Here is an 11,919-nt window from a genome sequence, read left to right as displayed (position 1 = left end):
TAATTCATTTCAAAAGGACGACTTATGGCAGTAACATTAACCGAAGCAGCAGCAAATCGTGTAAGAACCTATCTAGATAATCGTGGCAAAGGCATTGGCTTACGCTTAGGCGTAAAAACCTCTGGTTGTTCAGGTTTAGCCTATGTGCTTGAGTTTGTTGATGTGTTAAATGAAGACGATAAAGTATTTGAACAACACGGTGTGAAAGTGATCATTGATGAAAAAAGTTTAGTTTATCTTGATGGCACAGAATTGGATTTTGTTAAAGAAGGTTTAAACGAAGGCTTTAAATACAACAACCCAAATGTGAAAAACGAATGTGGTTGTGGCGAAAGTTTCAACGTATAAGGCGGTAAAATGAGTAATCCATTTGCATTATTTGATTTACCTGTGCAATTTCAATTAGATAACGCTCAACTTTCAGAGCGTTATCTTGCCTTACAAAAACAGCTTCACCCAGATAATTTCTCTGCTGCAACGACACAAGAACAACGCCTTGCAATGCAGAAATCCGCAGAAATTAATGATGCCTTGCATATTTTGAAAGACCCAATTTTACGAGCAGAGGCGATCATTGCGTTAAACACAGGTGAGCAAAAAGATCTGGAAAAACAAAGCACTAAGGATATGGCATTCTTAATGCAACAATTAGAATGGCGTGAGACATTGGAAAGCATTGAATCTGCAAAAAATGAAGCAAAATTGACCGCTTTCCAACAAGAAATTGAACGCACTCACAAACAAATTCTTGGGCAATTAGCGCAATCCCTTGAAAATCAAGAATGGCAAGTTGCTTTTGGCATTTGTGATAAGCTTCGTTTTACCAAGAAATTACTTGCAGAAATTGAAAGAGTAGAAGAGCAGATTTTAGGCTTTTAATTTAGTGTAATTATCGTAGGGGCGGATTTTCTATCAGCCCACAAGCGGTGAATTTTCTCTGTTTATTTGCAAAATTATGATACGGGCGAATATAAAGTCTGCCTCTATGAAATTAAGAATGGTGATAATAAATGAAATCTTTTGAAGAACTCAACGACAAAGCCAATTCTGCTTGGCTGATTATGCAAGACTGGTTTAAAGCTGCGCGTAATCACTATGAAATTCTACCTAAAAATGTTGAAGAAGCAGCAAAACAGTTAATTGGAATGCAACTTTCCACCAAAGCGCCTATTGGTGCGGTGATTTACGAAACGGGCGGCATTTTAATTGATCATGGCTGGTTACGTATTTTAGGTTCTGGCAATGAAAAATTACCTCGTGGTTTGTTTGATTGGAATTTTGGCAAAACCTTTGAAGAAAGTGGCGAACGCCCGTTTCATTTATTGATTGCTGATGATGCGGTCGGTGGATACTTTGCGGTAAACGGTGGTGGATTAAGCGAAAAAATCGGTATGGTGCATTATTTCCACCCGAAAAAACAGAAATGGGAAAGTATCGGCTTAAATTATTCGCAATTTATCGGTTGGGCATTAACGGCGGATATTGCGAGTTTTTACCACGATTTACGCCCTGAAAACTGGCAAGAATTAGTCAAAGATCTTAATGGCAGTGAAGTACTGAAATTAGATAGCAACGAAAAGCAATCTATTGAACGCCACTATCAAGCGACTTTTGCTCCTGATGAAATGGGGTATGCAGTCAATTAAGTAGGGTGCAACTTGTTGCACCGAAAAGGGTATAAATTAAATGGTGCAACAAGTTGCACCCTATAAAAGGAACAAAATGGCACTATTACAAATCTCCGAACCGGGGCAAACAAGCGCCCCACACCAACATAAATTGGCGGTGGGCATTGATTTGGGAACAACAAACTCACTGGTGGCAAGTGTTCGCAGTGGGCAAGCACAGGTTTTATTAGACGATAAAGAGCGTTCGCTGGTGCCGTCAGTGGTGCATTATGGCGAAACGGAAAAAACATTGGGTTACGAAGCCTTTGCTAAGGCAAGCGGTGATCCGAAAAATACTGTGATTTCAGCAAAACGCTTGATTGGGCGTAGTCTTTCCGATATTCAAACTCGTTATCCGAATTTACCTTATCAGTTTGTGGCAAGTGATAATGGCTTACCTTTAATTCACACTGCACAAGGCACGAAAAGCCCGATTGAAGTTTCTGCCGATATTTTGTCGCATTTGAATCAATTTGCTGAGCAACGTTTAGGCGGTGAATTATCGGGCGTGGTGATTACCGTACCCGCTTATTTTGACGATGCCCAACGCCAAAGCACCAAAGATGCAGCACGTTTAGCAGGGTTAAATGTTTTACGTTTACTTAACGAACCTACTGCGGCAGCGATTGCTTATGGTTTAGATAGCGGACAAGAAGGTGTGATCGCCGTTTATGACTTAGGTGGTGGCACATTTGATTTATCTATCTTGCGTTTAAGTCGTGGTGTGTTTGAAGTGCTTGCAACCGCAGGCGATACTGCACTCGGTGGTGATGATTTTGACCATTTGACTGCGGATTGGATTGCCGAGCAGGCAGGCTATAAACCGCAAACTGCAAGTGAACAGCGTGAGCTTTTAACCCTTGCGACCCAAACCAAAGTCGCCCTTTCACAAACGGATAAAACGAGCATAAATTTTGCAAATCAAACGATTGAAATTAGCCGTTTGCAATTTAATGCGCTAATTCAACCGCTTGTTAAGCGTTCATTGATGACTTGTCGCCGTGCATTAAAAGATGCAGGCGTGGAAGCAACAGAGGTACAAGAAGTAGTAATGGTTGGCGGTTCAACCCGTGTGCCATTGGTGCGTGAACAGGTAGGTGAATTTTTTGGTAAAACGCCATTAACCAGCATTGACCCTGATAAAGTGGTGGCACTGGGTGCGGCGATTCAGGCAGATATTTTAGTCGGTAACAAGCCAGACAGCGATATGTTATTGCTTGATGTTGTACCGCTTTCACTTGGGATTGAAACGATGGGCGGCTTAGTGGAAAAAATCATTCCACGCAACACGACTATTCCAGTGGCGAAAGCACAGGAATTCACGACTTTCAAAGATGGACAAACCGCAATGACAGTGCACGTGGTGCAAGGCGAGCGTGAATTAGTGGACGATTGCCGTTCGCTTGGGCGTTTTACCTTGCGTGGTATTCCGCCAATGGTCGCAGGAGCGGCACATATTCGGGTTACCTACCAAGTGGACGCAGATGGTTTATTAAGCGTAACCGCAATGGAAAAATCCACTAAAGTGCAGGCATCAATCCAAATTAAACCATCTTATGGCTTAACCGATGAAGAAGTGACACAAATGATCAAATCTTCAATGGAAAATGCAGGAGCAGATATGGAAGCTCGCTTGCTTGCTGAGCAACGAGTAGAAGCCGATCGTGTGATTGACAGTGTGATTATCGCCTTGCAAGAAGATGGGGCAGAGGTGCTTTCTGTTGAAGAGTTTAAAACGATTGAAGCAGAACTTGCTAAATTGATTGAACTGAAAAAAGGCACAGATCGCTTGGCGATCCAACAAGGTATCAAAGAGTTAGATCACGCCACTCAAGAATTTGCCGCTAGACGTATGAATTTATCCATTCAAAAAGCGTTGGCGGGTAAGAAAGTAGATGAAATTGTGTAATGTGAAAATTACAGTAGGGGCGGACCGATGTGTCCGCCCATAGAAATAGGGTAAATCTTATTATGTCAGACTACATCAAAACCCAACTTTCCGAAAAATTCCGCACGATTGCCGTAGAATTTAATTTGGAAGATAACCGTATTTTTGCGTTAAATGAGCGAATCAATGCGGAGTATGACGAAGCTTATATGAATGGCTATAACTGGGCGGCGTTTTTGCGTGCGTATTTAAGTATTTATCGTCCAAGCCTATTAGAGTTATTAGAAGAAGATCCTGAGCCAGGCTGTTATTATGTAACCTATCCGCTTTCGGAAAAGAGTAAAGAGAAAGCGCAGGAATTGAAAAAAATCATCGTTTATCTAGTGGAACACGAAGAAGAAATTTTAAATTTCATCGGTGAGCATTTAGATAACATTGAATGGGATTAACCAAAAGGAAACCAAAATGCCAAAAGTTGTATTTTTACCACATCATGAATTTTGTCCAGAAGGTATGGTGATTGAAGCCAATCCTGGGGATAATTTATTAGAGATTGCACATAAAGCAGGGGTGGAAATCCATCACGCTTGTGACTGTTCTTGTGCTTGTACTACTTGTCACGTTGTAATCCGTGAAGGTTTTGATTCGATGAATGAGGCAAGCGAGCAAGAAGAAGATATGCTCAGTAAAGCTTGGGGATTAGAGATGGACAGTCGTCTGTCTTGCCAATGTATTGTTGGTGAAGAAGATTTAGTGGTTGAAATTCCAAAATATAACTTAAATCACGCAAATGAGGCGGCGCACTAATGAAATGGACTGATGTGAGAATGATTGCGGAAAATCTTTACGATATGAATCCCGATCTAGACCCAACCACCGTACGTTTTACTGATATGCACAAATGGATCTGCGAAATGGAAGATTTTGATGATGATCCCGAAGCGTCTAATGAACATATTTTAGAAGCGATTTTGACCATTTGGTTGGAAGAATACGAGTAATATATGATACCGCAAACAAAAGTTTGCGGTTTTTCTTTAGGCTTTTCCTCGGAGATGCTAGAATTCTCACTTTCGTAATTTTCTTTTAACCCGAATGAAAAAATTTTTCCTTCCTTTTCTTGTTGCTTCGTTATTAGCAGGTTGTTCTTCCCAGCCGAGTAAAAATACCAAAAAAACAGTGCCACGTATTAAAGCGACGGCCGCTTATTTGCCTGCAGATAACTCTGCTTATGTTGTATTTGATCTGAACCAAAAAAAATTCTTAGAAGGTAAAGGATTAAATCTTGTGCGGCCAATTGCTTCAGTGACGAAAATTATGACTGCGGTGGTATTTTTAGAAGAGAATAAGCGAGGTCATGCATGCCAAACTCAGATTCTACCGTCAGATGCCGATTTTATCAAAGGTACAACTAGCCCTCTGCCTAAAAATGTCAATATCAGTTGTAATGAGTTATTAAAAGCGATGTTTGTTCGCTCAGATAATTATGCTGCGCATGCCCTTGCTCATGCGACACACTTAAGTAAAGCGCAATTTATTGCGCGTATGAACAGTAAAGCTCGTGAGTTGGGAATGATGCAAACCTATTTTGAAGATAGCTCTGGTTTGTCTGCAAATAATGTTTCGACGGTGTCTGATTTAGCCAAGCTATCTGGCTATGCGGCAAGTAAACCACAGATTCAGCAGTTATCAAATTCCCCTGCAGTAAGTGTATATGCGGCGGGACAAAACTTAGCAATGCGTAATACTAATAGTATGGTGCGAGAGCAGAGTTATCCGGCTTTAGTAAGTAAAACGGGGTTTACGCGAGAAGCTGGTTATAATCTTGCTTTTATTGCTCGCAATAGCTGTAATGGCAAGCGTATTGGTGTAGTTAGCTTAAATAATAGTAGTACTTCGGCAAGAACTAGTTTTACAGAATCAATGTTGGCAAAATATCAGTGTCAAGCAAATCCATACCGTAGCTATGAAGGATAAAAAAACGCCCTGTTCAAGCTAGTTGAACAGGGCGTTTTTGTTGAGGATGAATTATTTCACGCGCTCTTTATATTCACCCGTACGAGTATCTACACGGATAACTTCACCAATTTGTACGAATAATGGTACACGAACAACAGCACCAGTGCTTAATGTTGCAGGTTTACCACCTGTGCCAGCAGTGTCACCTTTTAAACCTGGATCGGTTTCAACTACTTCTAATTCTACGAAGTTTGGTGGAGTAACAGAAATCGCTGAACCGTTCCATAAGGTAATGATACATTCTGCGTTATCTACTAACCATTTTACGTTATCACCTAATGCTTTTTCATCGACAGAGATTTGTTCGAAGGTCTCTGGGTGCATAAAGTACCAGAAATCACCATCGGTGTAAGAGTAGTTGTAGTTATAATCTACAACATCAGCTGCTTCAACAGTAGAGCCTGATTTAAAGTTGATTTCTAATACTTTACCAGAGATAAGTTTACGGATTTTAGTACGGGTAAACGCTTGACCTTTACCTGGTTTTACAAATTCGTTTTCCACGATGACGCAAGGTTCACCATCTTGGATAAATTTCAAACCCGGTTTGAAATCTGTAGTGCTGTAATTAGCCATAATTTTCCTTAAAAATAGAATGCCTGATCGGCGGTTTCAAAAAGGTGTATATGATACATCAAAATCAGCCAAGATTTAAAATTTTTCGGGTATAATGCAGAACCTTTTATTTGCAAGAGGTCAAAAAGCCATAAATTTTTGCAAAATTGATTTAATTAGGAGTGAAAATGAACAAAATCATGACGTTAGCGGCGGTTTTCGCTTTGTCATTCTCTGCATTAACTGTATCAAAAGATGTCGAAGCAAAACGTGGTTTCAGTAGCCCTGTACGTAGTATGCCAGCAGTAAGAAAACCTGCTTCCACACAAAAAACACAACAACAGAAAACTGCGCAAAATCAGCAACAAAAAGCCGATGCCGATTTTAATAATACGCCACCGAAACAGGCTATGCCAAATAATAACGCGCAGATTCAGCCACAAGGTAATCGTTTAGCCGGTTTTGCTACAGGGGCGATGGCAGGTTATTTATTAAGTGATATGCTTTCGCCAAGTGAAGCTCAAGCTCAGCAACAAAATCAAACCGAGCCTATGCAACAGCTGACCGAACAGGTACAACAGGCCACGATGAATACTTCGCAAGTGCCAGCGTTTAAGGCAATTGACCCACAAAATGATCCTTTCTTAATTGAAAAAACTCAGGGTTATTTACGTTATTGCTTAAATGGAGTGCAATATCTTGTCAGCGCTGCACATACACAACTTCCTCCAACATTAATGGTAGATAGAACTAATGCGCCAGCGCAATGCATTATTACTCAATAAGTTGAATGCCTAATAGTCCTAGCAACAAAAGCCGTCTTTAATAAGGCGGTTTTTTCTTTATCAAGATAGCCATTCCAATTTTTCAGCAAAGCTGATTTTATTAGAAGTATATTTGATGCGGGTAAAGCGGATTTGCCAGACGTCACTTGTCATGCTTTGCGCGTAAGCATGTCGGCGATAATAAATAGCTAAGGCTTCTTCTTGTTCATTTTTCGGTAATATCTGTGCAATGGCCTGGAATTGCACACCTTCTATATCTGATATTAGGCAGGGTTGTCCAGCAATCGTCCCCGCGATTTTGGGATGTTTTTGCATTAATGAACCATGCTGCGTATTTTGACTAGTCAGAATAATAAGACGATTATTTACTGCATCAAATGCGTAGAAGCAACTTGCGCTCCAAAGTTGTTCATCTGCTTGGCAAGCAATACTAACAACATGGTTGTTTTGGATAAAGGTGCAAATCTCTTGGGGAATGGTATTTTTCATTTATTTGCCTTGCCAGCGTGGCATATTGATATCAAGCCCGAATAGATCCAATGCTCTTACAACACTATGTGTCACAACTTCATCAATATTTTTAGGTTGTTGATAGAATGCAGGCACTGGGGGAAAAATAATGCCTCCCATTTCTGTGACTTTACGCATATTGTCTAGATGCGCTAAATTGAGCGGGGCTTCTCGCACCATTAAAACTAAGCGACGGCGTTCTTTGAGTGTGACATCGGCAGCACGTGTGAGTAAATTATCACTCAACGCATTTGCGACCGAAGCGAGCGTGCGCATAGAACAAGGTGCAATTAGCATGCCTAGTGTTTTAAATGAACCGCTTGCAATGCTAGCAGCTAAATTATGAATGGGGTGGACGATATCCGCGAGAGAGAGCAGCTCTTCTTTACGGTAGTTTGTTTCATACTCTCGGGTTAAACTTGCTCCCTTCGACATGACTAAATGTGTTTCAATATGATCAAACGGCTTTAATAACTCTAATGCTTTATAACCATATTGAAAACCGCTTGCGCCACTGATTCCAATGATAATCCTATTTTTCATTAGCTTATCCATCAATCTCTTCACCTGTTGCATCGACTTTAAAGTTTAATGCCACAGAATTAAGGTAAAAACGTAAGCCTGTTGGTGCTGGCCCAGCAGGAAAAACATGCCCCATGTGTGCATCACATTTACCGCATCGAATTTCAACACGGTGAACCCCTAAACTATAATCATCTAAGTAGCGTAGCGAATCTTCGGCAACTGTTTGATAAAAACTTGGCCAGCCACAGCCTGCGTCAAATTTGGTATCAGAATAGAACAAAGGATTGTGACAACGTACGCAACGATAGATTCCTAGACGGTTTTCATGTAGAAATTTGCCGCTAAATGGTTTTTCTGTGCCATGTTTAATACAGATCTCAAATTGTTTTTCTGTCAGCTGACTAAGTGCTTTCATAATAAATTGCTATGTTTTTTATTCGGTTTGATTATTTTCTACTGTTTTAGCTTGGCTATAAAGTGATTTTTTAAATTTGATATAAATCAGAACATTTTTCATTCCCTTACGGTTTTGTCTTGTCAGGTATAGGGAACATTGTGCTATAATCCGAACCGTTTTCTGTTTGGGATTCGTTCCCAATTGTATCCAGAAAAAGTTTTTTGTTTAACTTTAAAATAGGAAAAATGCTTATGGCAATTAAAATTGGTATTAACGGCTTCGGTCGTATCGGTCGTATCGTATTCCGTGCAGCACAAAACCGTGATGACATCGAAGTAGTTGGTATTAACGACTTAATCGATGTTGATTACATGGCGTATATGCTGAAATACGATTCAACTCACGGCCGTTTCGATGGTACTGTTGAAGTACGTGATGGCAAATTAGTTGTAAACGGTAAAGAAATTCGTGTAACTGCTGAAAAAGATCCTGCAAATTTAAAATGGGATGAAATTGGTGTTGATGTTGCAGTTGAAGCAACGGGTATCTTCTTAACTGATGAAACTGCGCGTAAGCACATCACCGCAGGTGCGAAAAAAGTTGTTTTAACTGGTCCATCTAAAGACAACACTCCTATGTTTGTAAACGGTGTAAACTTCAACACCTATGCAGGTCAAGATATCGTATCTAACGCATCTTGCACTACAAACTGTTTAGCGCCACTTGCACGTGTTATTCACGAAACTTTTGGTATCAAAGAAGGTTTGATGACAACTGTTCACGCAACTACAGCAACGCAAAAAACTGTAGATGGTCCGTCTGCTAAAGACTGGCGTGGTGGTCGTGGTGCATCACAAAATATCATCCCATCTTCAACTGGTGCAGCGAAAGCAGTAGGTAAAGTATTACCAGCATTAAACGGTAAATTAACTGGTATGGCATTCCGTGTTCCGACTGCAAACGTATCTGTAGTTGACTTAACTGTAAACTTAGAAAAACCTGCAACTTACGAACAAATCAAACAAGCAATTAAAGATGCAGCAGAAGGTAAAACTTTCAACGGCGAATTAAAAGGCGTTTTAGGTTATACTGAAGATGCAGTAGTATCTACAGACTTCAATGGCGCAGTAGAAACTTCTGTATTTGATGCAGATGCGGGTATTGCATTAACAGATACTTTCGTGAAATTAGTTTCTTGGTATGATAACGAAACTGGTTACTCTAACAAAGTATTAGACTTAGTTGCGCACGTTCACAACTACAAAGGCTAATCAAGCTACTAGAAACAAAATAAATAAAGGCTGGGATTTCCCAGCCTTTTTCCTATTCAATTAATTATCTCGTTTAACAATAAATTCAGCTAATGCACTTAAAGCAGTTGTATCAAAAGGCATATCGGCTAAAGCATGCAAGGCTATTTGGTAGAGCTTTTCTGCTTTCTGTTGAGCGCCCTCTAGTCCTAATAATTTTGGATAGGTACTTTTATCTAAGGCTTGATCGCTTCCCACAACTTTACCAATCTTCTCACTTTCACCAATAACATCAAGAATATCATCTTGTACTTGAAAGGCTAAACCTATTGCTTGCGCATATTGCATTAATTTATCTCTAAGTTGAGCATTATTTGCATATGAGGAAAGATTAAAGCCCATGATCACAGAAGCAACAATTAATGCTCCTGTTTTATTTCTATGGATAAGTTCTAATTCAGCTAAAGAGATAGATTTATGTTCCGATTGCAAATCTAGACTTTGCCCTAGACACATTCCTGCCGCGCCTGCTGCTTTGGCAAGACACTGAATTTGAGCGACTTTCTCCGTGGGAGATAACAAGGAATCGGCTGAGAGCATTTCAAAAGCAAAAGTTTGGAGTGCATCGCCCGCTAAAATCGCAGTAGCTTCATCAAATGCAATATGGCAGGTTGGTTTACCGCGGCGGAGGTTATCATTATCCATTGCTGGTAAATCATCATGGACTAACGAATAAGCATGAATGGCCTCCATTGCCGCTGCAGAGCAGTCTAATTTTGCTAGTGGAACATTAAGCATTTTACCTGTTGCATAGATAAGAAAAGGGCGAATTCGCTTGCCACCAAGCAGCACCACGTATGACATCGCTTCAATTAAAGGGGTGTTACAAGCGGTATAATTTTGTAATTTTTTTGCCAATACTTCATTTACGCGATTTTGACAATTGTTCAAATCATAAGAAAGTTGATAGTTCATTATTGATAATCCACTAATGCTGCATTTTCATCTTTTTGTAATAAAATTTGGATACGCTGTTCGGCTTTTTGTAAGCGTTCTTGCCCTTGTTGAACTAATTTTATTGCACTTTCAAACTCACTCAATGCTTCTTCTAACGGCAGATCGCCACTTTCTAGACGCGCGACAATTTCTTCTAATTCTTTTAATGTGCTTTCAAAATCTTGAGTTGGTTTCTTAGCCATGATGTATCCTTATATTTTGATAGAATTTAGCGTAAATGATAGCATAAAATAGAAACTATCCAGCTACCAATTTTTGTGTTATGCAAGTTACCCAATTAAATTTATTTCCTTTAAAATCTGCGCAGGCATATTCTGTTCAACAAGTTTTTGTGCAAGCACAAGGCTTGAGTTTTGACCGTGAATTTATGATTACGGAATTAGATGGCACTTTTGTGACTGCCCGTAAAGATAAGATACTTTATCAATTTTCTGTATTGCCTATTCCTCAGGGGATAGTACTTTGCTATCAGCAAACTCAGTATGTTGTTCGTTATGCGGATTTCAAGCAAATGCAGCCGTGTGAAGTTTGGGGGGAGGTTTTTCTGTCTTATATTGCTGATACCCAAGTTAATCACTGGCTGAGTAGCATTTTTCAACGTGAGGTACAATTACGTTGGTTAGGTGTAGAATCACAACGTCAGCTTACTGCAATGGCTAAGCCGATGAGTTTTGCGGATAGTAACCCTATTTTACTTTGCTCACAGAAATCATTGCATCAAATTCAGCAATGGGCACCAGTAGAGGTGGCAATGGCACAGTTTAGAGCAAATATTGTGATTGATGGGCAGACAGCTTTTGCAGAAGAACTATGGCGAGTAATTCAGATAGGTGAAGTGATGTTTGAATTTGCACAACATTGTACTCGTTGCGTGATGATCACCCGTGATTTACAAACCCATGAACTGAATCCGCATGTAGAGCCTTTTAGAACATTGAAAACGCATCATACGAATGCGCGAGGTAAACCAATTTTTGGGATTCATCTTATTCCCCAGAATAGTGGTATTGTACGTGTTGGTGATAGGCTTCAAGTTATCCGTAGCGAGGAGATATAAGGTGGGGGCGTTTCCAGCTAACCTTCGGCACACGGCAATTTCGATTCTGGCTGCTTCCTTCCGGACCTGACCAAGTAAACCGAACGCCATTGCGAAGAACCAAAAACGCCCCCATTGGATTGCATAAGAATGCAAGACCTTGGATTATAGTGATTTATTCTAATAAAACAAGTTAAAAAATAGCAAGCGCTTAAATTTACACTAAAATTTGCAAAAAATTTGACAGATCCGACCGCTTGTTATGTTTAC

General features: G+C 40.1%; 17 protein-coding genes and 1 other RNA gene. 11 read left to right on the top strand and 7 right to left on the bottom strand.

Features of this window, described 5'->3' with window-relative positions; genetic code table 11:
* Nucleotides 1-24 precede the first annotated feature (24 nt).
* The 8 genes from iscA to EDC51_RS02745 all read left to right on the top strand — a co-directional run bounded on the left by iscA (nucleotide 25) and on the right by EDC51_RS02745 (nucleotide 5,532).
* Nucleotides 25-348: an iron-sulfur cluster assembly protein IscA gene (gene iscA / locus EDC51_RS02780; protein ID WP_015432768.1), complete on the top strand. Its 324-nt coding sequence runs from the start codon at nucleotides 25-27 to the stop codon at nucleotides 346-348.
* 9 nt (nucleotides 349-357) lie between these two features.
* The gene (gene hscB / locus EDC51_RS02775) at nucleotides 358-879 is read left to right on the top strand and encodes a Fe-S protein assembly co-chaperone HscB (RefSeq protein ID WP_131928112.1); all 522 of its coding nucleotides are present in this window, start codon (nucleotides 358-360) and stop codon (nucleotides 877-879) included.
* A gap of 131 nt (nucleotides 880-1,010) precedes the next feature.
* Nucleotides 1,011-1,646, top strand: a complete 636-nt coding sequence (locus EDC51_RS02770; protein ID WP_131928111.1) for a DUF2625 family protein — start codon at nucleotides 1,011-1,013, stop codon at nucleotides 1,644-1,646.
* Between the two features lie 76 nt (nucleotides 1,647-1,722).
* A complete protein-coding gene (hscA, locus tag EDC51_RS02765; RefSeq protein ID WP_131928110.1) occupies nucleotides 1,723-3,576 on the top strand; it encodes a Fe-S protein assembly chaperone HscA in 1,854 nt (617 codons plus the stop codon).
* Between the two features lie 62 nt (nucleotides 3,577-3,638).
* Entirely contained in the window at nucleotides 3,639-4,004 is a 366-nt protein-coding gene (locus EDC51_RS02760; RefSeq protein WP_025266970.1) for an Imm51 family immunity protein, read from the top strand.
* 16 nt (nucleotides 4,005-4,020) lie between these two features.
* Nucleotides 4,021-4,362: an ISC system 2Fe-2S type ferredoxin gene (gene fdx, locus EDC51_RS02755; RefSeq protein ID WP_015432763.1), complete on the top strand. Its 342-nt coding sequence runs from the start codon at nucleotides 4,021-4,023 to the stop codon at nucleotides 4,360-4,362.
* Nucleotides 4,362-4,556, top strand: coding sequence for a Fe-S cluster assembly protein IscX (gene iscX / locus EDC51_RS02750; RefSeq protein ID WP_005711410.1), 195 nt, complete (start codon nucleotides 4,362-4,364; stop codon nucleotides 4,554-4,556). The genes fdx and iscX overlap by 1 nt, the downstream gene beginning before the upstream one ends.
* Nucleotides 4,557-4,650: 94 nt before the next feature.
* A complete protein-coding gene (locus tag EDC51_RS02745; protein ID WP_131928109.1) occupies nucleotides 4,651-5,532 on the top strand; it encodes a D-alanyl-D-alanine carboxypeptidase family protein in 882 nt (293 codons plus the stop codon).
* Nucleotides 5,533-5,583: 51 nt separating this feature from the next.
* On the opposite strand, the gene efp is transcribed toward EDC51_RS02745, so the two are convergent.
* Nucleotides 5,584-6,150: an elongation factor P gene (efp, locus tag EDC51_RS02740; protein ID WP_015432760.1), complete on the bottom strand. Its 567-nt coding sequence runs from the start codon at nucleotides 6,148-6,150 to the stop codon at nucleotides 5,584-5,586.
* A gap of 167 nt (nucleotides 6,151-6,317) precedes the next feature.
* Between efp and EDC51_RS02735 the strand changes: the two genes are divergently transcribed.
* Nucleotides 6,318-6,914: a hypothetical protein gene (locus tag EDC51_RS02735; RefSeq protein ID WP_131928108.1), complete on the top strand. Its 597-nt coding sequence runs from the start codon at nucleotides 6,318-6,320 to the stop codon at nucleotides 6,912-6,914.
* A 60-nt stretch (nucleotides 6,915-6,974) separates the two neighbouring features.
* On the opposite strand, the gene EDC51_RS02730 is transcribed toward EDC51_RS02735, so the two are convergent.
* Genes EDC51_RS02730 through msrB form a run of 3 tightly spaced genes read right to left on the bottom strand, consistent with a single transcriptional unit; the run spans nucleotide 6,975 to nucleotide 8,364 of the window.
* Complete coding sequence (locus EDC51_RS02730) at nucleotides 6,975-7,403, bottom strand: PNPOx family protein (protein WP_015432758.1); 429 nt, start codon at nucleotides 7,401-7,403, stop codon at nucleotides 6,975-6,977.
* Nucleotides 7,404-7,967: a UbiX family flavin prenyltransferase gene (locus EDC51_RS02725; protein ID WP_170169262.1), complete on the bottom strand. Its 564-nt coding sequence runs from the start codon at nucleotides 7,965-7,967 to the stop codon at nucleotides 7,404-7,406.
* Between the two features lie 4 nt (nucleotides 7,968-7,971).
* Nucleotides 7,972-8,364 carry a peptide-methionine (R)-S-oxide reductase MsrB gene (gene msrB / locus EDC51_RS02720; RefSeq protein ID WP_409360069.1) on the bottom strand — a complete coding sequence of 131 codons (393 nt, stop codon included), beginning with the start codon at nucleotides 8,362-8,364 and terminating at the stop codon, nucleotides 7,972-7,974.
* 233 nt (nucleotides 8,365-8,597) lie between these two features.
* Between msrB and gapA the strand changes: the two genes are divergently transcribed.
* A complete protein-coding gene (gene gapA / locus EDC51_RS02715) occupies nucleotides 8,598-9,617 on the top strand; it encodes a glyceraldehyde-3-phosphate dehydrogenase (protein ID WP_015432755.1) in 1,020 nt (339 codons plus the stop codon).
* A gap of 60 nt (nucleotides 9,618-9,677) precedes the next feature.
* On the opposite strand, the gene ispA is transcribed toward gapA, so the two are convergent.
* On the bottom strand, nucleotides 9,678-10,571 hold the full coding sequence (gene ispA, locus EDC51_RS02710) for a (2E,6E)-farnesyl diphosphate synthase (RefSeq protein ID WP_131928106.1): 894 nt from the start codon (nucleotides 10,569-10,571) through the stop codon (nucleotides 9,678-9,680).
* Nucleotides 10,571-10,795 carry an exodeoxyribonuclease VII small subunit gene (gene xseB, locus EDC51_RS02705; RefSeq protein ID WP_015432753.1) on the bottom strand — a complete coding sequence of 75 codons (225 nt, stop codon included), beginning with the start codon at nucleotides 10,793-10,795 and terminating at the stop codon, nucleotides 10,571-10,573. The genes ispA and xseB overlap by 1 nt, the downstream gene beginning before the upstream one ends.
* A gap of 80 nt (nucleotides 10,796-10,875) precedes the next feature.
* On the opposite strand from xseB, the gene EDC51_RS02700 reads away from it, so the two are divergent.
* Nucleotides 10,876-11,670 (top strand): MOSC domain-containing protein, encoded by a 795-nt coding sequence (locus EDC51_RS02700; RefSeq protein ID WP_015432752.1) that lies wholly within the window; start codon nucleotides 10,876-10,878, stop codon nucleotides 11,668-11,670.
* A 7-nt stretch (nucleotides 11,671-11,677) separates the two neighbouring features.
* Here EDC51_RS02700 and ffs read toward each other — a convergent pair.
* Nucleotides 11,678-11,776, bottom strand: an RNA gene (ffs, locus tag EDC51_RS02695) — signal recognition particle sRNA small type.
* Between the last annotated feature and the right edge of the window lie 143 nt (nucleotides 11,777-11,919).

The organism is Bibersteinia trehalosi, assembly GCF_004346205.1.
Lineage (GTDB): Bacteria > Pseudomonadota > Gammaproteobacteria > Enterobacterales > Pasteurellaceae > Bibersteinia > Bibersteinia trehalosi.
Note: the sequence above shows the minus strand (reverse complement) of the source record. Positions and strands in the feature narration are given on the sequence as shown.